Source organism: Oscillibacter sp. 1-3 (assembly GCF_000403435.2).
Classification (GTDB): domain Bacteria; phylum Bacillota; class Clostridia; order Oscillospirales; family Oscillospiraceae; genus Oscillibacter.
Genome location: NZ_KE159711.1, coordinates 174880 through 195501 on the forward strand (window position 1 = coordinate 174880; position 20622 = coordinate 195501).

General features: G+C 59.7%; 21 protein-coding genes and 1 tRNA gene. 13 read left to right on the top strand and 9 right to left on the bottom strand.

The features are described from left to right. The 7 genes from C816_RS19080 to C816_RS19110 form a co-directional block, all read left to right on the top strand. On the top strand, positions 1 to 846 hold an 846-nt coding region (locus C816_RS19080; RefSeq protein WP_016324052.1), incomplete at its 5' end, for a hypothetical protein. 364 nt (positions 847 to 1210) lie between these two features. Continuing rightward, positions 1211 to 1645 carry a helix-turn-helix domain-containing protein gene (locus C816_RS19085; protein ID WP_040656327.1) on the top strand — a complete coding sequence of 145 codons (435 nt, stop codon included), beginning with the start codon at positions 1211 to 1213 and terminating at the stop codon, positions 1643 to 1645. A 574-nt stretch (positions 1646 to 2219) separates the two neighbouring features. Beyond that, entirely contained in the window at positions 2220 to 2516 is a 297-nt protein-coding gene (locus tag C816_RS19090; protein ID WP_016324054.1) for a DUF6809 family protein, read from the top strand. A 3-nt stretch (positions 2517 to 2519) separates the two neighbouring features. Then, positions 2520 to 3689, top strand: a complete 1170-nt coding sequence (locus C816_RS19095; RefSeq protein ID WP_016324055.1) for a tyrosine-type recombinase/integrase — start codon at positions 2520 to 2522, stop codon at positions 3687 to 3689. Then, on the top strand, positions 3647 to 5080 hold the full coding sequence (locus tag C816_RS19100; protein WP_016324056.1) for a tyrosine-type recombinase/integrase: 1434 nt from the start codon (positions 3647 to 3649) through the stop codon (positions 5078 to 5080). Before C816_RS19095 ends, C816_RS19100 begins: the two co-directional genes overlap by 43 nt. 306 nt (positions 5081 to 5386) lie before the next feature. Then, positions 5387 to 6532: a tyrosine-type recombinase/integrase gene (locus tag C816_RS19105; protein WP_016324057.1), complete on the top strand. Its 1146-nt coding sequence runs from the start codon at positions 5387 to 5389 to the stop codon at positions 6530 to 6532. Between the two features lie 10 nt (positions 6533 to 6542). Continuing rightward, positions 6543 to 7961, top strand: coding sequence for a tyrosine-type recombinase/integrase (locus C816_RS19110; RefSeq protein ID WP_016324058.1), 1419 nt, complete (start codon positions 6543 to 6545; stop codon positions 7959 to 7961). A 164-nt stretch (positions 7962 to 8125) separates the two neighbouring features. On the opposite strand, the gene C816_RS19115 is transcribed toward C816_RS19110, so the two are convergent. Further along, positions 8126 to 8202: transfer RNA gene (locus C816_RS19115), tRNA-Val, on the bottom strand. Positions 8203 to 8318: 116 nt separating this feature from the next. Between C816_RS19115 and C816_RS19120 the strand changes: the two genes are divergently transcribed. Continuing rightward, the gene (locus C816_RS19120) at positions 8319 to 9137 is read left to right on the top strand and encodes an amidohydrolase family protein (protein ID WP_016324059.1); all 819 of its coding nucleotides are present in this window, start codon (positions 8319 to 8321) and stop codon (positions 9135 to 9137) included. Between the two features lie 193 nt (positions 9138 to 9330). Then, entirely contained in the window at positions 9331 to 9594 is a 264-nt protein-coding gene (locus C816_RS19125; protein ID WP_016324060.1) for an HPr family phosphocarrier protein, read from the top strand. 107 nt (positions 9595 to 9701) lie between these two features. Here C816_RS19125 and C816_RS19130 read toward each other — a convergent pair whose 3' ends face one another. Next, on the bottom strand, positions 9702 to 10286 hold the full coding sequence (locus C816_RS19130; RefSeq protein ID WP_016324061.1) for a hypothetical protein: 585 nt from the start codon (positions 10284 to 10286) through the stop codon (positions 9702 to 9704). A gap of 211 nt (positions 10287 to 10497) precedes the next feature. Here C816_RS19130 and C816_RS19135 point away from each other — a divergent pair, with 211 nt between their 5' ends. The 3 genes from C816_RS19135 (at position 10498) to C816_RS19145 (ending at position 12658) form a co-directional block, all read left to right on the top strand. Further along, on the top strand, positions 10498 to 11580 hold the full coding sequence (locus C816_RS19135; protein WP_016324062.1) for a sensor histidine kinase: 1083 nt from the start codon (positions 10498 to 10500) through the stop codon (positions 11578 to 11580). After that, entirely contained in the window at positions 11577 to 12284 is a 708-nt protein-coding gene (locus tag C816_RS19140) for a response regulator (protein ID WP_016324063.1), read from the top strand. Before C816_RS19135 ends, C816_RS19140 begins: the two co-directional genes overlap by 4 nt. Positions 12285 to 12346: 62 nt before the next feature. Next, positions 12347 to 12658: an MGMT family protein gene (locus tag C816_RS19145; protein ID WP_016324064.1), complete on the top strand. Its 312-nt coding sequence runs from the start codon at positions 12347 to 12349 to the stop codon at positions 12656 to 12658. Between the two features lie 67 nt (positions 12659 to 12725). Here the strand turns inward: C816_RS19145 and C816_RS19150 are convergent, their stop codons facing one another. The 5 genes from C816_RS19150 to C816_RS19170 all read right to left on the bottom strand — a co-directional run bounded on the left by C816_RS19150 (position 12726) and on the right by C816_RS19170 (position 18853). Beyond that, positions 12726 to 13007, bottom strand: coding sequence for a Dabb family protein (locus C816_RS19150; protein ID WP_016324065.1), 282 nt, complete (start codon positions 13005 to 13007; stop codon positions 12726 to 12728). A 51-nt stretch (positions 13008 to 13058) separates the two neighbouring features. Beyond that, on the bottom strand, positions 13059 to 14258 hold the full coding sequence (locus C816_RS19155) for a pyridoxal phosphate-dependent aminotransferase (RefSeq protein WP_016324066.1): 1200 nt from the start codon (positions 14256 to 14258) through the stop codon (positions 13059 to 13061). Between the two features lie 627 nt (positions 14259 to 14885). Beyond that, positions 14886 to 17474, bottom strand: a complete 2589-nt coding sequence (locus C816_RS19160; protein ID WP_016324067.1) for an FtsK/SpoIIIE family DNA translocase — start codon at positions 17472 to 17474, stop codon at positions 14886 to 14888. A gap of 69 nt (positions 17475 to 17543) precedes the next feature. Next, positions 17544 to 17996 carry a hypothetical protein gene (locus C816_RS19165; RefSeq protein WP_016324068.1) on the bottom strand — a complete coding sequence of 151 codons (453 nt, stop codon included), beginning with the start codon at positions 17994 to 17996 and terminating at the stop codon, positions 17544 to 17546. An 11-nt stretch (positions 17997 to 18007) separates the two neighbouring features. Then, positions 18008 to 18853 carry an undecaprenyl-diphosphate phosphatase gene (locus C816_RS19170; RefSeq protein WP_155979104.1) on the bottom strand — a complete coding sequence of 282 codons (846 nt, stop codon included), beginning with the start codon at positions 18851 to 18853 and terminating at the stop codon, positions 18008 to 18010. Positions 18854 to 19054: 201 nt separating this feature from the next. Here C816_RS19170 and C816_RS19175 point away from each other — a divergent pair, with 201 nt between their 5' ends. Next, positions 19055 to 19462, top strand: coding sequence for an immunity 22 family protein (locus tag C816_RS19175; protein WP_016324070.1), 408 nt, complete (start codon positions 19055 to 19057; stop codon positions 19460 to 19462). A gap of 112 nt (positions 19463 to 19574) precedes the next feature. Here C816_RS19175 and rnc read toward each other — a convergent pair whose 3' ends face one another. Both rnc and acpP read right to left on the bottom strand, forming a co-directional pair. Beyond that, on the bottom strand, positions 19575 to 20258 hold the full coding sequence (gene rnc / locus C816_RS19180; RefSeq protein WP_016324071.1) for a ribonuclease III: 684 nt from the start codon (positions 20256 to 20258) through the stop codon (positions 19575 to 19577). A 50-nt stretch (positions 20259 to 20308) separates the two neighbouring features. Further along, positions 20309 to 20554, bottom strand: coding sequence for an acyl carrier protein (gene acpP / locus C816_RS19185; RefSeq protein ID WP_016324072.1), 246 nt, complete (start codon positions 20552 to 20554; stop codon positions 20309 to 20311). Positions 20555 to 20622: the final 68 nt, after the last annotated feature.

The following is a 20622-nucleotide window of genomic DNA, read 5'->3' on the forward strand; positions in this document are numbered from 1 at the left end:
GGCTATACCATGCAGCCCGCTCCTATGGCCGTCTCCAACAGGCTGGCCCTGGGGGTGTGGCTGGGCCTTCATCTCCTGATCATCGCCGCCCTGCCGCTGCTGTTCTCCCGCCTGCCCGCCGGTGTTCAGACGCAGGTATATGGTACAACTGCCAGCGATTCTCCTCTCCGTTCTGAACTGCTGGAGCTTGGCTTCCCGGAGGACATTTTGAGCCGGCTGGACGACAGCGAGCCGGTCCGGTTTGAGGGGGCCTATGGGCTGAAAAAGGAGGGGTATCGCAATGACGAAAGCGACCTTCCTGACGGGATGCCCAGCATTGTCACCGTGGAGGTTCCGGTGCGGGACGAGAAATACGGGTTCCGCACGGTCTACCTGGCCTATCTGCACTGGAATCCCAATGAGGCGTCCGGCGGCTATATGGAGGGCGTCCAGATCGCCCAGGACTACCAGGGCGTTACTGCTTGGACTACGCAGCCAGATGGAGTTCTGAAGTGGCAGGACAGCGCCGGGAACGCTTATACCATGCCGCTGAACTTCCGGTTTGACACGGACAACGCCGGAACGGCTTGCTATTACGCCAACTTCTCTCTGCCGGAGGATGTCAGCGGCCCCACGGAAGGTTTCCTGTTCTGGGAAGCGACGCCTACTTTTCCGGAGATCGTCTCGCTATACAATTTTTCCGTGACTGCCGCCCACAAGCGCAGCTGCTGGCAGTACCCCTACACCCTGCCGTCTGAACTGCTGGCCTCCAGCTTCCACGCGCCCAGCTGGCAGTGGCGGATGTACCAGTGGATCTCCGAGGGCCAGCTGGCCCCGGAAGGGCAGTATGATCCCGGAAAGTATTGAGACCGTTCAGCGTTCTGAATGAGAACGCACAGCCCCGTTCCTATATAGAACAGTTCGTCATCAGCCTCAACATCTTCCGTTACGATCACCCGTCAGACTTAGTTCTGGCGGGTTAGTTTTTATACAGCAAAAATTTTTTCGGCACATGAAAAATAAAATGTCGTTTTTGGACTCTGGAGGTTGTGGTAGATGGATGAGGGAGTCAGCGCATAAGGGCAGAGGAAAAACTGACTCAACAGAAAGGGTGGGCAAGTACAACATGAAAGAATCCAGCTACAAGAGCTACGATGAACTGCCGCTGTTCCTGAATGCGGCAACGGTAGCGAAGGTGCTGGGCGTCTCGGCACACCCAGGGAGGTGCGGATTGAAGTACAAGCAGTGGCCCAAGCGTGATCCAATCAAGAACTACTTCCAACTACCCAACGAGATATTCCTGCTGGGTCTGTCGCCCGGCGCTCTGGCTGTCTACTCCTACCTGCTCTGCTGTGAAAACCGTAACACCTACCAATGCTGGCCCAGCTACAGAACCATCGGCAGAGCGGTGAAGATGAGTGCCAACACCGTCCGCAAGTATGTGTGCGAGTTGGAGGAGCGCCAGCTCATCAGTACAGAGAGCACAACGGTCACCACCAGGGATGGGCTAAAACGCAACGGCAGTTTGCTCTACACCATCCGTCCGATCCAGCTGGCTCTGGATCAGTTCTACGAACAGCAGTTGGCGCAGATGGATGCAGTGGCTGAGCGTCAGCGAGTCGCACAGGTACTCGCTCTCCGCAGTGATAAGTGCGACTCAGCGTGACGGACTGTGCGCCGCTGTGTGGCCTCTCTGCTATCCGGAAGGTAACAAGCCGCCGCTCACCGCAGACACAGCCGTGTCAAAAGCGTGTGGCCGGTGTGTGCCATCCGGCGAAATCAGCACAACCGAAAGTGGCAGGTGAACCGGGGGGTCGAAAAAAGTGCAGGATAAAGGCCGGGGGTCGCTTATGCGTCCCCCGGCCAGCCACACCGCCCCGCAGAGCGGGTCGGGGCTTTTCCATAGGTGGTCGGAATTTCAACTTTTTGCTGTGGCAGGTGGTTGGAAATTGAAAAATCAGGGAGAGAATCGCCTGATTTCAGCATTCCGCAAGGTGGCTGTTACAGGTGGTTTTCCGGGATTTCAGTGGGGATCAGCGCTGGGGGCACTTTTCACCCCCTGGGGTCAAGTCGGGGGTCTGCTTCAGCTCAGCCCCTACAGCTGCCGTATTCTCGGCGGGTCCAGGCGGGGATATACTCAAATATTGCGCCGCAAAACAAAGAATAAAAGTCCTGAAAAAAGTAGTAGCTATTCCCGCCGAAGTGTGGTATGTGTTGGTGTTGCAAAGGAGGTAGCAGACATGAGAACGACTCTGGAGGATCTTTACTACGGCAACATCACACCCTGTGAGCAGCAGATGATACCTGGCTCAGAGCTGAAGCGGGCGGTGAACCGTGTCACCAAGTGTGAGGAACAGTTGATGGGACTCCTCAACGAGGAGGGGCAGGAAACTCTTACAAAGCTTATTCGGTCACAGCATGAGAGCAACAGTATCACAGCAACCGAGAATTTCATCCTGGGCTTTCGGCTGGGCGTCAGGATCATGGCCGAGTGCATGAATGACAATGACGGTGATATTCGGACTGGAGGTGAATGACAAATGGCAAAGCGCAGACCGTCCGGCGACGGCATGGTACGCAAGCGGGATGACGGTCGGTGGGAAGGCCGCATCGTGGTGGGCCACAAGGAAAACGGCGACTCCATCTTCCGCTACGTCTACGCTCCCACGCAGAAGGAACTGTCCGCAAAGCTCCGCCAGCACATCGACAGCTACCAGGGTGCCGACCTGACGGAGCAGAGCAGGATGACCTTGAGTGAATGGCTCGATCAGTGGCTGGAGAACATGGCGGATACTCTGCGGCCCAATACTCTGAGGAACTACCGCAGCTACATTGAGAACCACATCAGGCCCGGCCTGGGTGATAAGCAGCTGGCCCGAATCACACCGAAAGATGTGCAGCGGTTCTATGAGAAGCTGAGTGATTGTCTGGCCAGTGGTACGGTGCGCCGCATCCACACCACGCTCCACGGTGCGCTGAAGGCGGCACAGCAGGCTCACCTGATCGCCAGCAACCCGACCGAGCAGATCACCGCTCCCAGGTTCAGCTATGGAGTAAAGCAGATACTGACGGACGAGCAGCTGGATGTGTTCATGAAGGCCATTGCGGAGGATGAAATCTGGCACGACTTCTTCTACACGGAACTGACCACCGGCCTGCGGCGGGGCGAGATCTGCGGACTCAAGTGGGAGGATTTCGATGAGGTCGTCGGCACACTGAAAGTCTGCCGCACTGTATACCGGGAAACTGGCGGCGGGTTGACTGCTGGAGACACCAAGACCTATGCGGGTACTCGAAGGATCGTGCTGCCCGCCAGTACAGCCGCAGTCCTCAGTGAACGAAAAGAGTCCGCGCTGAGCGAGTGGATATTCCCCAACCCGCTGAAGCCGGAACAGCCCACCAATCCCGGCGCCGCATACCGACAGCTGAAAGCTCTGCTGAAGCGGGCTGGCCTTCCGAACATTCGCTTCCACGACCTGCGTCACACCTTCGCGACTCACGCTCTGGCGTCGGGCGTGGATGTGAAAACCTTGTCAGGCATCCTGGGCCATACCAGAGCAGCATTCACGCTGGACACCTACACCCACACCACCGGCGATATGCAGAAACGCGCATCGGAAGTGGTGGGTGATTTTCTGACAGATATTTTCGGAGAGGAGTTGAGACCGTGGGAAGAAAGCGCAAAAGCGGCGAGGGTACTGTCCGACTGAGAAAGGACGGCCGCTGGGAGGGGCGAGTGGTCGTCGGCTATGATGACAAGGGGCTACCCAAGACGAAGAATGTCCTTGCCAAGACCAAGGGGGAGTGCGTGGCGAAACTGGAATCGCTGAAAGAGTCCGTGGCTCCCGCAACCGCTGTCAAGGTCAGGGCAGATATGCCCTTCGGCGAGTGGATGACATTCTGGTATGAGACCTGCTGTAAACCCGCCGTCCGGCCAAACACACGGACAGGCTACGAAAATAATATCCGCCTGTATATCCGCCCAAGGCTCGGTGACATTCCTCTGAACAAGCTGACCACAAATGATATTCAGCAGTTCATAAACTGGATGAGGCAGGATGGCCGTAGTGAATACCGGGAGTCCAGAGGGGAAGGACTCTCCGCCAATACGATACGGCACTGCTGCGGCCTGTGCCGCAGGGCTCTGGAGAAGGCCGTCACCGAAAAGCTGATCGTGCGCAACCCGGCGGAGGAATGTAAGCTCCCACCGGCCAGACGAATGGAGATGCGGCTGCTCAGTCGGGAGGAGTTGCAAAAGCTGCTCATTCAGGCCAAGGCCGAGGGCTACTACGAAGTGTTCCTGCTGGAGCTGACCACCGGGCTTCGGGTGGGGGAGCTGATGGCACTCCAGTGGGACGACCTGAATTTCAATACCGGGGAACTACGAATCGAGCGGCAGATTTACCAGATCAAAGGTGAACTGCTGATACAGCCGCCGAAGAACAAAGCCTCCATCCGGACGGTGATCCTGCCACCCGCAGTGGTCACCGCACTGAAAAAATATAAGCAGACGGTTTTCTCCCGATGGATGTTCCCCTCCCCGAAGAAAGAAGATGCTCCGATAGCTCCGTCTGTCGCAAGTCATCGTCTGGCTAAGATCCTAAAACACGCCGGATGCAAAAAGGTACGCTTCCACGACCTGCGGCACGTTTTCGCTACCAATGCTCTGGAACATGGGATGGATGTCAAGACCCTGTCTACCGTCATCGGGCACGTCTCCAGTGCCACTACGCTGAATGTCTACGCCCATGTCACAAGCGATATGCAGAGACAAGCCGCCGCCAAGATCGACCGGGGTATCGGCAAGGCGGAAGTGGCGGAGTCCACATCGATAGCAAAATCCATGTCCACGATGACCGATTTTCGGCCTATCAGGGAGCGAAAGCGCCGGTGGGGAACCGGGTCTCTCAGTAAAAATCAAAACGGTCAATGGGTTGGACGCTATACGATCACATGGCCAGATGGAAGGTTGAAAACACGAAAGGTCTATGCCGCTACTGAGGAGGAATGCGAAAGGCTGCTGGCGGCGATGATAGCAGATATGAAATCGGAGGTAGCCGCTGAAAAGGAGCGGCTGACAGCAGAAAATAGAGCAAGTTGAGAACTGCGGCCCACTGGGACACCCCGGTGGGTCGGTTTTCTCTGTCTGTGGGCAAACATGTGGTCAGAGGGTAAATGCCTTTAATAGACAAGCGAAAGGAGTTGCAGAAATGGCAGGTTTGAGGGAGTTACCAAAGGCTTTCGCAGGTATAAATCTGCTCATTTTTGTGGAGTGCTGTTTGCGCTGATACCTGCAAAGAAAGACGGCCCCCATCAAATGATAAGTTTCTGATAACTCTGCCCTTTACCACTGGCTATTGGCACGGCGTGCTGGTATGTTGTGCAGTTGGAAAGGAGACGATTCCATATGAGCAAACGAAGACCGTCCGGCGACGGCATGGTACGCAAGCGGGACGACGGACGCTGGGAGGGCCGGATCGTGGTGGGCCACAAAAATAACGGCGATTCCATCTTCCGCTACATCTATGCCGATACCCAGAAAGAGCTGACGGCGAAGCTCCGTCAGAACATCGACGCCTACCAGGGCATTGATCTGACGGAGCAGAGCCGAATGACCCTCTCTGAGTGGCTGGATCAATGGCTGGACCGGCGCATGGCCGGGACCGTCCGCAGTGATACGCTGGATGGGTACCGGCGGGACCTGAACAACCATGTCAAGCCCCGCCTGGGGCAGAAACAGCTGACAAAAATTACACCCGCTGATTTGAATGATCTGTACGCCCATCTCCTGGAACACGGCCGTCTCTCCAGAAGGCAGAGCAGCGGCCTCGCGCCCGCCACTGTCCACGGCATCCACACGACCCTTCACCACGCGCTGAAAACCGCGGTGGAGGAGGGCCTTCTGCCTGCCAATCCCGCCGAGGGCGTGACGCCGCCCAAACTGCCGCGCAGTCCGAAGGGTATCCTCAACAACGACCAGCTGGACACGCTGATGGCGGCAATCAGTCGGGACCCGCTCTGGCACGACTTCTTCTATGTGGAGCTGACCACCGGCCTGCGGCGGGGAGAGCTGTGCGGTCTGAAATGGAGAGATTTTGACAGCGAGACCGGAACACTGAACGTCCGCCGCACGATCCATATGAAGAAAGGCGGCGGACTGAGCGAGGGAGACACCAAGACCTATGCCGGAATGCGGGCCATCCTGCTCCCCAAAAGCACGGTCCAGCTTCTGCGGGAGAGAAAACGCGCCGCGCTGACAGAGTGGATCTTTCCCGATCCACTCAAACCGGAAAATCCCACGCATCCTGGCGGCGCCTACCGGCGGCTGAAAAAACTCCTGGAAGAAGCCGGACTGCCCAATATCCGCTTCCACGATCTCCGGCACACCTTCGCCACACACGCCCTGGCCGGAGGGGTGGACGCCAAGACCCTCTCCGGTATTCTGGGCCACACAAAAGCCAGCTTCACGCTGGACACCTACGCCCATGTTACCGGCGATATGCAGCGTCATGCCGCAGGGATCGTGGGCGATTTTATTCAGGACATTCTCTAAGGAGGGGCTCATGGGAAAGCAGAAAACCAAGCGTGGAAACGGCAGCATCCACCTGCGGAAAGACGGCCGCTGGGAGGGGCGGGTGGTCATCGGACGCAATGAAAAGGGCCTGCCGAAAACGAAAAACGTCCTGGCGCAAACCCGCCGGGAGTGCCAGGAAAAACTCAAGGCGCTGAGAAACAGCATCAAGGGCGCTGTGCCAAAGCAGCCCAAAGCCGGCATAACCTTCGGGGCATGGCTGGATCACTGGTACCGGAGCGACTGCAAGCCGACGATCAGCCCCAAGACCCAGACCGACTATGAAAACCGTATCTACCAGCACATCATTCCGGAAATTGGACATATCCCGCTGACCAAGCTCACCTCCGCAGATCTCCAGCAATTCTATATCCGCCTCAAGCAGGGCGGACGGCTTCTCCAGCCGGAGAGGTACGGCCCCAGGCTGTCGGACCGCATGGTGAAATGCTGCCATGTGACCTGCCGCGCGGCGCTGGACAAGGCGGTGTCCCAGGGACTGCTTCTGAAGAATCCGGCCGCCGCCTGCAAGGCGCCCACGACCCATCCCAAAGAGATGCAGGTGCTGGCCCAGGAGGAGATGCAGCGATTGCTCATTCAGGCAAAAGAGGACGGCTGCTATGAGCTTCTGCTTCTGGATCTGACCACCGGCCTGCGCCGCGGGGAGCTGCTGGCGCTCCAATGGGATGATCTGGACTTCCAGACCGGAGAACTGCGGATCACACGGCAGGTACAGCGGATCCGGGGAGAACTGACAATCACCCAGCCCAAGACCCGATCCTCCAGCCGAAGCATCATCCTTCCGAAAGTGATTCTGGACATCCTGAAAAACCACCGTCAGTGTACGGGGTCCCGGTGGATGTTTCCCTCACCCAGGAAAGAGGATTCTCCCCGGGATCCCGCCGCCGTCCGGAAGAAGCTGTCCACCATCCTGGAGCGGGCCGGCTGCAAACACGTCCGCTTCCATGACCTCCGGCACACCTTCGCCACCAACGCCCTGGAGCACGGGATGGACGTCAAGACCCTGTCTGCCATCATCGGCCACGTCTCCAGCGCCACGACGCTGAACGTCTACGCCCACGTCACCGACGGGATGCGGCAGTCGGCGGCGGCAAAGATCGACTTCGCCATCGCCAAAGCGGAGCCCCGGCCGGATACGATGGTTCGGGAGAAGCCCGTCCGCACCAGTTTCCAGGCAGTCAAGGGTAAATACCGCAAGCCGGGGACCGGTTGTATTTCACGGATCAGAGATCAGCTCTGGGAGGGACGGTATTCTCCCAAGGTCAACGGCAAACGTATGACCCGGAATGTCTACGCCCACAGCGAGGAGGAGTGTGAGGAGAAGCTGGCGCGGTTGATCACGGAGATGAAGGAGGAGACAGCCCTCCTGCGAGCCCAGGCAAAAACAGGCTGAATGGAATGCGGCCGCCCTCCGGGACAGTGATTCCCGGAGGGCGTTTTTTCTCTGTCTGTGGCTGGAACTGTGGTCAAGGCGAATCCGGATAGACAACCGCCGCCGCAAAACTGCCTGATAAGTTGAGAAAAACCGCCGTTTTGTTCAAGAAACGGCGGTTTTCGTGGTGGACGATACAGGACTCGAACCTGTGACCCCCTGCACGTCAAGCAGGTGCTCTAGCCAGCTGAGCTAATCGTCCGTAATGGAACGAATATAGAATACACGAATATCCCCGGTTTGTCAACAGTTTTTTTCTTGTTTTTTCTTCTTAACTGGTTTATAGTGTAGAGAGACCTGCCCGAAAGGAGACCCCGCATGAAAATCATCGACGCCCATCTACATATTTTCCCCGACGGCGGCGCAGTTCCGGCCGCCTGCCAGGCGGAAAACATTTCCGCCCTCCGCCGCCTCTGGGAACCCCTGGAGATTATCCACGGCGTGGTCATGGGAAACCGCAGCCTGGCCCTGGAATACCACAACTACCCGGCGGACCTCCTCCACTACTGCGTGGGGCTGGACGGCAGGATGCTGACGGACGGCGAGACCACGCCGCCGGACCTGGACGGTCAGGTGGAGGCCCATCTCCGGCGGGAGCTGTGCTGCGGCATTAAACTCTATCCCGGCTACAACAAGGTCTCCCTGTCCGACCCTCTGTACCGGCCCATCTACGAGCTGGCCCAGTTCTATCAAAAACCTGTGGCAGTCCACATGGGCCTCACTGTCTTCCCCCGCGCCCATCTGAAGTACTGCCACCCCCTGGCTCTGGACGAGGCCGCGGCGGACCACCCCGGCGTCCATTTTGTCATGTGCCATTTTGGAAATCCCTTCCTGGAGTCTGCCGCCGCCGTGCTGGTGAAAAACCCCAACGTCTCCGCCGATCTCTCCGGACTGCTGGAGGACCCGGCAGACCTGGACGCCTGGTTCCGGGAACAGTCCGGCTACGCCTCCCTCCTGCGGACCTGGCTGGCCGCCGCCGGCTGTTGGGACCGGCTTTTGTACGGCTCCGACTGGCCCATCGTCGGTCCGGAGAAATATGTGTCCTTCATCCAGCGCCTGGTGCCTCCGGAGCACTGGGAGGCCGTCTTCTTCGAAAATGCCCTCCGGGTCTACGGGCTTCGCGGCCTGTCCCGGTAAGTCCTCCGCTATCGCTTTGGGCAAATGCCCACTTCCGGGAGCTTGCGCTCCCTGTCATTCTGCCGGATATGGGACAGGTTCCGGCAAAAATATTTGTCCATTCTATGGTCATTCATTTCTTTAATAAAATATGGCCTTTTTCTGAAAATGTGATATACTTATTTTCAATAACTGAAACATGAGGGTGAGAGATTTGTTGAGAAAAACTGTAATTGTACATATTCCCAATGAGCACCTGAATAACGCCGCCACATTTTTCATCAAAAAGGCCAATGAGTTCACCAGCCACATCACTGTCTCCCGGGAGAGCAACAGCGTCAACGCCAAGAGCCTGCTGGGCCTGCTCTCCATGCGGCTGGAGTACGGGATGCCCATCGACATCACTGCTGAGGGCGTCGATGCGGAGGAGGCTCTGTCGGCCCTGGAGAAAGTCCTGAATCCCACAGACCCCAACTGATTCTTTCTCGCAAAAAACCTCGCTTTTCAGCGAGGTTTTTTCACGCGTTTTACCGGCCAGGCATGTTAAAACATGTCCCCGATTCTCTTCCGTCCCGGCGGCCGCACTCAAGCGGCCCGGCACCGGCGCAGGCACTCCGCCGCCCCCTCTCCGTTCTCCACGGAGAAAAACGCCAGACCCTGGGCCAGGCCCCGCTGGCTGTCGTTCTGAATGTCCGTCTTGGGATGGCAGGCCCGCCAGCGGAGCTGCCGGTCCACCTCCTCAAAAAGGCACCCGCCCAGGATCAGGCAGTCCCCCGCCGTCCGGTCCCGCAGCAGCTGGAAATCGTCGATCTCCATCAGCTCCATATAGTAAAAGGTCCGATCCTTGGTCATCAGTATGGCCCTCTGGTCTGTGATCCAATACCGCTGCCCCAGCAGGCTGCGGCGCTCGATCACCGGAGAGAGCAGCAGCAGTACCGCGATCAGCAGAATCAGCGCAACGGCCCCGGCGCTCCACTCCCGGCCCTGGCCGGTGTACAGCGCCAGAAGCGCGGCAGTAACCGCCACCGTGCCAATCCATTTCCCGACAATTTTCCAGCCCTCCCCCTTCTCCAGAAGAGGGAACGGCGCGGTTCCGCTCTGCCAGCGGACCTGTTCACCCTGTCTTAAATACCCCTCAAGCGCTTGTTCGGCCCTCAGTTTTCCTTCCATCCTCTTTGTCTCCTTTCCAATTCGCAGATATTCCGGCGTCCTCTCCCGCCGCTTTTATGATACTACCGACACCCGTTCAGCCGCTGAGAAGGTATTGCCGCGGTCCGTTAATCTTCTGTCAAATTTTTAGCGGCAATTTAACGATTGATCTGTTATAATGGGTTTATGTCGAAAAAAGGCCGCAGCGGCCCTTTGGAAAGGAGTCTTCGCCTTGCGTCCCCCCAATACCATTTCCGCCCGGATGTTCCCCTTCTCCCCGCGGGATCTGCTGGTCACTGTCTGCATCCTGATCTGCGCCGCCGGGGTCTGCATCCTTCTGCGGGCAGCGGACACCAGCGACGGCTTTGCCTCCCCCATCTTCGTGCTGGCCGTTCTGCTGACCTCCCGCCTCACCACCGGCTACCTCTTCGGGCTCATTGCCGCCGTCCTGGGGGTCATCTGCGTCAACTTCATCTTCACTTACCCCTATTGGGCTTTCAATCTGACCATCTCCGGCTATCCGCTCACCTTTTTGAGCTTTCTGGCGGTGTCTGTCATCACCAGCGCTCTGACTACCCAGATCAAACGCCAGGAGCAGCTGCGGATCGAAAACGAGAAGGAGAAGATGCGGGCCAATTTGCTGCGCTCCGTGTCCCACGACATCCGCACGCCCCTGACCTCCATCGTGGGCTCCACCTCCACAGTGCTGGAGAACCCCGGCCTCTCCCGGGCGGAGCAGGAGACCCTGCTGGAGGATGTCCGCAGCGAGGCCCAGTGGCTGATCCGGGCAGTAGAGAATCTGCTGTCCATCACCCGTATGGGGGACGGGCAGGCCCGCATCACCAAGGACGTGGAGGCGGCGGAGGAAATTCTCGGAGAGGCGGTGCGGAAGTTCCGCAAACGCTGCCCGGAAATCTCCGTCACCGTGGAACCACCAAAGGAGCTGCTGCTGGTGCCCATGGACCCCATCCTCATTGAGCAGGTCCTGGCAAACCTGATGGAAAACGCCGCCGTCCACGGCGAGACCACCGCTCACATCCTCGTCTCCGCCCGTCCGGATGGAAGCTATGCCCGCTTCACTGTGGCGGACGACGGGCGGGGCATCTCCCCCGCCGTCCTGCCCACACTGTTTGACGGCACGCTGAAGCACAGCGAATCCCCCAAGGGGGACGGCAAGCGGAACATGGGCCTGGGCCTTTCGGTGTGCATGGCCGTCGTCCGGGCCCACGGGGGAACCATGGAGGCCCGAAACCTGGAGACCGGGGCGGAATTTTCCTTCCGCCTCCCGCTTTTGAAGGAGGAATCCGGCAGATGAACATTCGAGAAAAAATCCTGGTGGTGGAGGATGAGAAGAGCATCTCCCACTTTATCTCCACCATATTGAACTCCAACGGCTATGAGGCCATGCAGGCCCGCAGCGGCACGGAGGCCCTTTCCATGATCTCCTCCCACTGCCCGGACCTCATCATTCTGGACCTGGGACTGCCGGATATGGACGGGCTGGAGATCCTCCGCCAGCTGCGGAGCTGGTCCAGCCTGCCGGTGGTGGTGGTCTCCGCCCGCTCCCACGAGCGGGAGAAGGTTACCGCCCTGGACCTGGGGGCCGACGACTACCTCACCAAGCCCTTCGGCACCGACGAGCTGCTGGCCCGGGTCCGCACCGCCATCCGCCACACCCGCACCGCCTCCGGCAACGACGAGATCGCCCAGAAGGGCACCTACACCGTGGGGGAGATGACCATTGACTACAACAAGCACCAGGTCCTCATGCGGGGGGAAAATGTAAAGCTGACCCTCAGCGAATTCCGGATCGTGGCGCTGCTGGGCAAGCACGCCGGGAAGGTCCTGACCTACGACTTCATCATCAGGGAGCTGTGGGGCCCCCGGGCCGGAGGCGGCAACCAGATTCTCCGGGTGAACATGGCCAACATCCGCCGCAAGATCGAAAAAAATCCCGCCGAGCCGGAGTATCTCTTCACCGAGGTGGGCGTCGGCTACCGGCTGGCGGAGGGAAGCTGAACCGCGTTTTCATGGCGGCAGTGGGCAGATTGGTACAGCTTCTGAAACAAGGAGAGTGCAAAATGGGAGGTTGGGTCTTTTCCGTATTTTATGATATTGTCCGGCGCATCCCGCCGGGGACAGCGGCTACCTACGGCCAGATCGCCCGGCTGGCGGGGATGCCCCGCTGCGCCAGAACGGTGGGTTACGCCATGGCGGCATGTCAGGACCCCTCCGTTCCCTGTCACCGGGTGGTGGACCGCTTCGGCGGAACCAAGGCGGTTTTTGACATCCACGCCCCCGGCACCCAGCGGGCGCTGCTGGAGGCAGAGGGCGTCCTCTTCCGCCCTGACGGGACGGTAGATCTGGAAAAATGCCAGTGGAATCCAATATAGTGATAAAATCAGGCAACAAAAGAGCCGCCGGCGACGATGTCGCCGGCGGCTCTTTTATGGAACCGTCTCAGAACTCGTAGTCCACCGCCACCCGGTCCTCCCGAATGGACTTGCACAACGCGGAAACCGCCTTGTGGCGGGGGTCATTTTTGTAGGTCTCCAGATCCTGGAGGCTGGCAAAATCGCTGACCAGCACGGCGTCGTAGTTGCCCTTTCCCACATTGACGGCCACCTCGCACCGCAAAAGCTGGGGAATTACCCCCTGAAGGCCCCGCAGCCCCTCAAAAAAGCGGTTCTGCTCCGCCTCGGTGCCGGGGCGGAATTTCCACATAACGACGTGACGGATCATACTCTCCCTCCGTTTTGTATATTATATCATTCCAATAATCTAATATAATGCTCATTTTTCACTTTTCCGGTTGTATGCCTCGATGCCAATCCCCAACAGCTCAACGGCTCGCGTCAGCTCGGCGGCGTTTCTCACACAGGCAAGACGAATCTTATTCCGGCCCTGCTCGGGGTCGTCGTAGAACCCTGCGCCGGGGGCGTACATCATGGTCTCTCCCCGGTCCTGGAATTCATCCAGCAGGAAGTACTGGAGCTTCTCCGTGTCGTCCACCGGCAGCGTCGCCATCAGATAGAACGCCCCCTCCGGCGAGGTAAAACGCACACCGGGAATCTTCGCCAGCGCCACCACCGTGGCATCCTTGCGGGCGCGGTACTCCTCCCGCACAGAGGCGAAGTACTCCTCCCCCAGCGTCTCGTACATCCGGGCCGCGCCGATCTGGTCCAGGGCGGTGATGCACAGCCGTCCCTGGGCCCACTTCATCGCCTGGCCCATCAGCTCCCTGTTGCGGGAAATCAGCGCGCCCACCCGGGCGCCGGTGGTGGAAAAGCGTTTGGAGACGGAGTCAATGATTACTACATTCTCCGCCGCGTCGGAGTATGCCAGCATCGTCGCCTTCTCTCCAGTATAGACGATCTCCCGGTACACCTCGTCGCTGATGAGAAAGAGGTCCCGCTCCTTGGCGATGTCCGCCAGCAGGCGCATCTCCTCGCTGGAGAGCACCACGCCGGTGGGATTGCCGGGAGTGGTGACCAGGATGGCCCGGGTCCGCTGGTTAATCAAGGGCTCAATCCGCTCCCGGCTGACGAAGCGGTAGCCCTCCTCCGCCGAGGTGGGGATGGGGCGGATTCTGCCGCCGGTGACGTTGATAAAGGTGGTGTAATTGGGATAGAAGGGCTCCGGCACCAGCACCTCGTCCCCCTCGTCCAGGATGCAGGCCATGGCGATCTCCAGCGCCTCACTGCCGCCGAAGGTTGCCAGAATGTCCTCCTTTTCCAGGGAACAGCCCAGGCCCGCGTAGTAGGTCTGCAGGGCCTCCACATACCGCTCCTCGCCGGGGGCCGGCGGATAGGCCACAACAGGGGCGTCAAAGCCTCCCACCGCGTCGAAAAACGCCCGAGGCGTCTCCACATCCGGCTGTCCGATGTTCAGGTGGTAGACCCTGACACCCCGTGCCCTGGCCGCCATCTCCCGAGGATAGAACTGCCGCATGGGCGAGAGCCCGCACCGCTGAATTTTGCTGGATAGCTTCATCTTCCATTACCTCCTGGGCCGTCAGGCCCGCATATTCTCTCATAACGCAATGGGCGCATACACGGCGGCGCTCCGGAGCGCCGCCTGTGTACCGGGTTTGACGAAAAAAACGCCCCTGACAGCTGTCAGGGGCGAAAAATTCCGCGGTACCACCCTGATCTGTCCCGCCTCCTGGGTGGGACATCTCATGACATCCTGTAACGGGGATGGGCCGTCCCGCTCGTCGCGGGCTGCTCCAAAGTGGCTTGCTTTCTGGCGTGGGCTGAGGGCTTGCACCGATCCCCTCTCGCTGAGAGCCGGTTTCAGAAAGCTGGCTTTGTCATCGCGTTTGATGCACTCCATTATACAGGTTTGTGGAGATTTGTCAAGATGAAAGGCCGGTCTTTTTTTACCTGTCCTGGGCCGGGTGATCCTCCCAGTACAGGACAGCCGTCATGCTCTCCCTCCGGCTGCAGTGCCGCCGCAATAGCCTCCCAAAGCAGGCTCACTCAGGTCCTGCATGCTCTTCTGGCCGTTGGTGACATTCTCCGCACCCACGGACCACCGCACCTACAGCAGTTCTGTTCCCTCGGAAAGCCAGTAATAGAGGCCATTTTCCCGGGAGCCCTCATCTCAGCTTCACGCTTTTCATTCTTCCCCCTCCACAGGGAAGGGGGGAACGTCTGCCTCAGCGGCGGCGGGAGCGGCTCTGCCGCCCATCTGCAGCTCCTGCCAGCGCTCCTTGGTAATCAGCAGCTGCCGGGGCTTGGAACCCTCGAAGGGGCCCACAATGCCTTGCTGCTCCATCTGGTCCACCAGCCGTGCGGCGCGGGAGTAGCCCAGCTTCAAGCGCCGCTGGAGCATGGACACGGAGGCCTGTCCGATCTCCAGCACCACCTCCACAGCGGCGGGCAGCAGCTCGTCGCTCTCATCTCCGGCGGGCTCCACCTGGGCAGCGCCGCCGCCCTTGCCGCCTTTCTCCTTCTCCTGGACGGATTCCTCGATCTTGGCCAGGACCTCGTCGTCGTACTGGACCTCGCCGGTCTTCTTCACAAACTCCACCACATGCTCGATCTCCTCCGGGGAGATGAAGCAGCCCTGGACCCGCTGGGGCTTTCCGGCGCCCAGGGGGGCATAGAGCATATCGCCCTTGCCCACTAATTTTTCCGCGCCGATCTGGTCCAGGATAATGCGGGACTCCAGAGACGACGCCACGGCGAAGGCCACGCGGCTGGGGATGTTGGCCTTCATGAGGCCGGTGATGACGTCGGAGGAGGGCCGCTGGGTGGCAATGACCAGGTGCATCCCCGCGGCGCGGCCCATCTGGGCCACACGGCAGATGGACTCCTCCACCTCTTTCGCCGCCACCAGCATCAAATCCGCCAGCTCGTCGATGACCACCACTACGCTCGGCAGGGTCTCCATGCCCTCCGCGGTCTTTGCCAGCCGGTTGTACTCCTCCAGCTTCTTCACGCCGCATTCGGAGAATGCCTTGTACCGCTTCATCATCTCAAACACCGCCCACTGGAGGGCTCCGGCGGCCTTTTTGGGGTCCGTCACCACCGGGATCAGCAGGTGGGGGATGCCGTTGTAGGGGGCCAGCTCCACCATCTTGGGGTCCACCATGATGAAGCGCACCTCGTCGGGAGTGGACTTGTACAGCAGGCTGATAATCATGGAGTTGGTGCACACGGACTTGCCGGAGCCGGTGGTGCCGGCAATGAGCACATGGGGCAGCGTGGCAATATCGCCGATGACATTATTGCCGCCGATGTCCCGGCCCAGGGAAAATGCCACAGCGGACTTGTGCTCCGTGAAATCCCGGGACTCGATCACGTCCCGGATCAGCACCGGCGTCACGGCCTTGTTGGGCACTTCGATGCCCACCACAGAGATCTTATCCGGAATGGGGGCGATGCGCACGCCGGTAGCCCCCAGGGCCAGAGCGATGTCGTCGGCCAGATTGGTGATCTTGCTGAGCTTCACCCCCTGGTCCAGCACGAACTCGTACCGGGTGACGGAGGGACCGTGGACCACGTCGCCGGGGGTGGCGTCCACGCCGAAGCTGTTGAGGGTGTCCGTCAGGCGGCGGGCGTTGTTCCGCAGCTCCGCGCCGGCCTCCACGTGGTTCTCTCCCCGGCTCTGACGCAGGAGCGTGATGGGCGGATACTGGTACTCGTCCTCCCCCGCCGCCAGTTTCTCCTCGATCTCCGCCGTAACGGCGGCGGTCTGGCGGGCCACCTCGCTGGCGGTGGTGGTCTTCTCCTTCTTCGGCCTCTCCTGGACCGGCGGCGGAGCCGGCGGCTCAGGGGGCGCAGGCGCGGCAGGCGGCTCGGGAGCCACCGCGGTCTCTCTCACAGCGGGAGCGGGCTCCGGCTTCATCTCCCGCTCCGGCAGTTCCGGCGCGGCTGCCGCCAGCACCTGATCCGGCGTCCGCTGCTTCTCGGACTTGTGCCGGAAGAAGCCGGTAAACCGGCCGTCCTCACCCTCCCGCTCCGTGGGCTCCGGGGCGGGCTTCGCCGTCCCCGGCTCGTCATCCAGGGGGATGTCAATCTGCCGCCGGGGCCTGTCGGCGGCCCGCCTGGGCATCTCCAGAGGTTTCAGACGGATGGCAGGCTGTTCCGGCTCCGGCTGCTCTTCGTACTGGGGCCGGGAGCGGTGCTTTTCGATCAAAGCCCCCACGGTGAGCCGCAGGGCCGTCATCACCGCTACAACCAGTAGTCCCGTAAACAAGATCACAGAGGCAAACTTGGAAAACACGGCCACAGACCCGTTGGCCAGTACGCCACAGACCGCGCCGCCGGACTCCAGGGCAACGCCGTCCTGCCACAAATCCTTCAATACGCCGAAGGAGGCGGCATACTCCTTCTGACATAATCCCATGTGGACCAGAGAGCCGAAGAGCACCGGCGCCAGCAGAGCGCAGGTCACCCGCAGCTGCACGGGACGCCCCCGGTGGAACAGCAAAATCACCGCCGAGAGCAGCATGGCCGGGGCGCAGAGCCAGTAGCCGTAGCCGAAGAGGCCCTTGAGCAGCACGGCGAACCAGTCGATGAAAATGGCGCTGATACCGAAATAGCTCACCAGCACGGACAATGTCAGCACCAGCAGAACGATGCCCCCCACCTCCCGGCGGATGGGCTGCTTTGGAGGCGGCGCTGACTTTTTGGAGCGGCTGCCGCCCTTGCCGGATGTACTTTTTGTCGATGTGGATTTCTTTTGTGTTGTGGATGCCACGGTTCAAATACCTCCCTGGAGGATAAATGTATCAAATCAAGCCCTGCCTGAAAACAGGCCGATTCACAGCTATGGTTCCGGCGCTTTGTAGAAAAAGAGTCCTTCCGCGCCGGCCAGCTGCGCTGCCAGCTCCCTAAGCCGCTGATCCGGATTGCAAAGAATCATATAGAGATCGTCGCCGTTCAGAATCATCATCGCATCGCAGCCGGGGAGAATGATGTTCATATAGTCCCGCTTCCGCCAGTCCCCCTCAAAGCAGCGGCAAATCCATTCCACCAACTGCTCCGGCCGGGGATTTTTGGCAGCCTCGTCCCCTGCTGAGACCCAAAAATCGTAATAACAATACAGCTTCAATATGATACTGCAAAATTTCTCATTGAGCGCTCCTCTGTTCTTCTGAAAATATTCCTCGATTTCAAAGTAACGCCGGTCGTCCGTCTGGGGAACAGTGCGGGGGAAAATATCGATCAAATAGCGGGGCCGCTCCAGCAGCGCATCGATTTTTTCAATGATGCCGGTCATATCCGCCCGTTTTAGCTCTGAAACACCGTCAGTCCCAGGGTCACGGCACCGGCCAGCCAGCAGTAGTAGGCGAAGAAGCCGAATTTGCCCTTTTCGGCGATCATCTTCAAAAGCCGGATGCAGGCGTAGCCCACCACGGCGGCCACCAGCACGCCCGCCAGGTACACCGGCACCTCCTCCCAGGGGATTTCGGCTTCTATAGCGTCCTTTAAGCTCAAAATATTGGCACCTAGAATCGCAGGAATGGACAGCAGAAAGGAAAAGCGCACGGCGAACTTCCGTTCAAAGCCCACGAAGCATCCGGCAGTGATGGTGGTGCCGGAGCGGGAGATGCCGGGGCAGGTGGCCACGGCCTGGGCCGCTCCCACCAGCAGAACGTCCGCCAGCGTGGCGGTGCGCTCCGTCTTGCGGCCCTTGCGCACCCGGTCGCTGGCAAACAGCAGACAGCCGGTGACCAGCAGCGCCCCGGCCACAAAGTACATGTTGTCCCCCAGGCCCTCCACCAGGTCCATCACCGGCAGTACGGCGAACAGGGGCAGGGTGCCCGCGATAATCAGCAGAATCATCCGCCGGGCGGGAGGCACCGGCGAGGGAGTAGTGCCCCGGATCAGATCGCCCACGCCGCCGAAGAACTCCAAAATCATGTCCCGGATGTCCTGCCAGTAGGCGGCGAATACGGCCACCAGAGTGCCCAGGTGCAGCAGCACGTCAAAAAAGCCGGGGATCTCCGATGCTCCGGCCTGGCCCAGCAGATGCTCCGCAATGGCCAGATGGCCGGAGCTGGAGATGGGCAGAAACTCCGCCACGCCCTGGATCAGGCCCAGCAGAACCGCATGCAGCAGTGTCAATGTACTCACGCTCCTTTATGTTATGATACACTTGATGTCCATTTAGAGAATAGTATATCACGGACAGGCTGTAAATTCCAGTCATATTTCAGGGCGTTTTGGTTCCCAACGCACCGCCGGCTTTCTCCTCTGGCCGTTTCAGAAAACTTTGAAACGAATGAACGCCTGTGATATAATCAGCTTACATCCGCAACAGGAGGTATTCGAACGATGGAACGGGATGGCATCGTATCTGTATGGGCGGGGATTTTTGAAACCGATAAAGCCTTGATGGAATATGCGAATGAAATGAACATCAGTTTTGACAGCGAGGGAGCGGAAACGGTCTCTTCATTCAGCCGGGACTTTTTTGACGGAACAGACGCCTGGCCTTTTGACACAAACTTTTGGGAGCGCAGTCTGCATGCGTTCACAAAAGACCCGGAGATTTTGGTCCTTCCCTTTTCCGAAGGCACAGCCATCGGCCCCGCATTAAAGAAACATTTTCCTCACGGGCTTGAGAAATCCTATAACGCCGCGATTCTGGTATATAACTATGAATATGACTATGATGAGTATGTTCGTAATCCCAGCGCCCCAGTGACTTTCTTAGCCGCCGTACCCTATGATGAGGATTAGGCCATGTTTGAAACGCTGACGGAGGCCGGCCTGATCGCGGCGGAACAGCCGCAGGCGTCTCCGGGCATAAGGACGGCCTGCCCGTTGGTTGGGCAGGCCGTCCTTGTTTTCCTCACTCTTCGCCCAGTACCTCCAGGGCGCTCTTGGCGGCGGCCTGTTCGGCCTCCTTCTTGCTGTGGCCGGAGCCCTCGCCCAGAATTTTGCCGTTGAGCAATACCTCCGCCTGGAAGGTCTTGGCGTGGTCCGGACCGGCCTCTCCCGCCATGCGGTAGGCCAGCACCTGGTCCGCCTGACGCTGGACCAGCTCCTGCAGGGCGGTCTTGTAGTCCCGGCGGCGTTCCTCCACCACCTCTTCCCGCTCAGCCTCCAGAAGGCAGCGGTGAATCAGCTCCGACGCGGCAGCAATGCCGCCGTCCAGGTAAACCGCGGCGAACACCGCCTCCGTGGCGTCCGCCAGGATGGAGGTGCGGGTCCGGCCGCCGCCGGTCTCCTCCCCCCGGCCCAGCTTCAAATAGCTGCCCAGGTCCAGCTTCTGGGCCACCTCAAAGAGGCTTTGCTCACACACCAGGGCCGCCCGGATGCGGGTCAGGTCCCCCTCCGGCAGGTCCGGGTGCTGGAGGAAGAGAAACTCCGCCGTCACAAAGCCCAGCACAGAGTCCCCCAGGAACTCCAGCCGCTCGTTGCTGCGCAGGCGGGCGGCGCGGTGTTCGTTGGCGTAGGAGCTGTGGCTCAGGGCCTCCTCCAGCAGCGCGGGGTCCCGGAAGGTATAATTCAGTTTTTTCTCCAGTTCCTGCATGGCTGACACTCCAAAAGGAGGCCCCGCCGCGGAGGCGGGGTCCCAGTCTCTTATTTTACTTTGGCCGCGATGTAGTTTACCGCATCGCCCACGGTCTTGAGGCCGCCCAGCTCTTCCTCCTGGATCTCGCCCACCTCAAATTCCTCCTCCATGGCCATGACCAGCTCCACCAGGTCCACGGAATCGGCGCCCAAGTCCTCCTCGAAGGCGGTCTCCATGCTCACCTCAGCGGGCTCCATGGCAAACTGCTCCGCCACCAGTTCTCTCATTGTCTGAAAAATTTCCTCAACGGACATACGTCTCACTCCTTAGAGAATTATAGTCTGGGGTAATCATACGGCAAGGAGGCAGGCCTGTCAAGAGG

What these genes read in the sequence shown, in the direction of transcription:
- C816_RS19090 (WP_016324054.1), top strand. Translation starts at nt 2,220, where the DNA reads ATGAGAACGACTCTGGAGGATCTTTACTACGGCAACATCACACCCTGT.
- C816_RS19095 (WP_016324055.1), top strand. Translation starts at nt 2,520, where the DNA reads ATGGCAAAGCGCAGACCGTCCGGCGACGGCATGGTACGCAAGCGGGAT.
- C816_RS19105 (WP_016324057.1), top strand. Translation starts at nt 5,387, where the DNA reads ATGAGCAAACGAAGACCGTCCGGCGACGGCATGGTACGCAAGCGGGAC.
- C816_RS19110 (WP_016324058.1), top strand. Translation starts at nt 6,543, where the DNA reads ATGGGAAAGCAGAAAACCAAGCGTGGAAACGGCAGCATCCACCTGCGG.
- C816_RS19120 (WP_016324059.1), top strand. Translation starts at nt 8,319, where the DNA reads ATGAAAATCATCGACGCCCATCTACATATTTTCCCCGACGGCGGCGCA.
- C816_RS19130 (WP_016324061.1), bottom strand. Translation starts at nt 10,286, where the DNA reads ATGGAAGGAAAACTGAGGGCCGAACAAGCGCTTGAGGGGTATTTAAGA.
- C816_RS19140 (WP_016324063.1), top strand. Translation starts at nt 11,577, where the DNA reads ATGAACATTCGAGAAAAAATCCTGGTGGTGGAGGATGAGAAGAGCATC.
- C816_RS19145 (WP_016324064.1), top strand. Translation starts at nt 12,347, where the DNA reads ATGGGAGGTTGGGTCTTTTCCGTATTTTATGATATTGTCCGGCGCATC.
- C816_RS19150 (WP_016324065.1), bottom strand. Translation starts at nt 13,007, where the DNA reads ATGATCCGTCACGTCGTTATGTGGAAATTCCGCCCCGGCACCGAGGCG.
- C816_RS19155 (WP_016324066.1), bottom strand. Translation starts at nt 14,258, where the DNA reads ATGAAGCTATCCAGCAAAATTCAGCGGTGCGGGCTCTCGCCCATGCGG.
- C816_RS19165 (WP_016324068.1), bottom strand. Translation starts at nt 17,996, where the DNA reads ATGACCGGCATCATTGAAAAAATCGATGCGCTGCTGGAGCGGCCCCGC.
- C816_RS19175 (WP_016324070.1), top strand. Translation starts at nt 19,055, where the DNA reads ATGGAACGGGATGGCATCGTATCTGTATGGGCGGGGATTTTTGAAACC.
- rnc (WP_016324071.1), bottom strand. Translation starts at nt 20,258, where the DNA reads ATGCAGGAACTGGAGAAAAAACTGAATTATACCTTCCGGGACCCCGCG.
- acpP (WP_016324072.1), bottom strand. Translation starts at nt 20,554, where the DNA reads ATGTCCGTTGAGGAAATTTTTCAGACAATGAGAGAACTGGTGGCGGAG.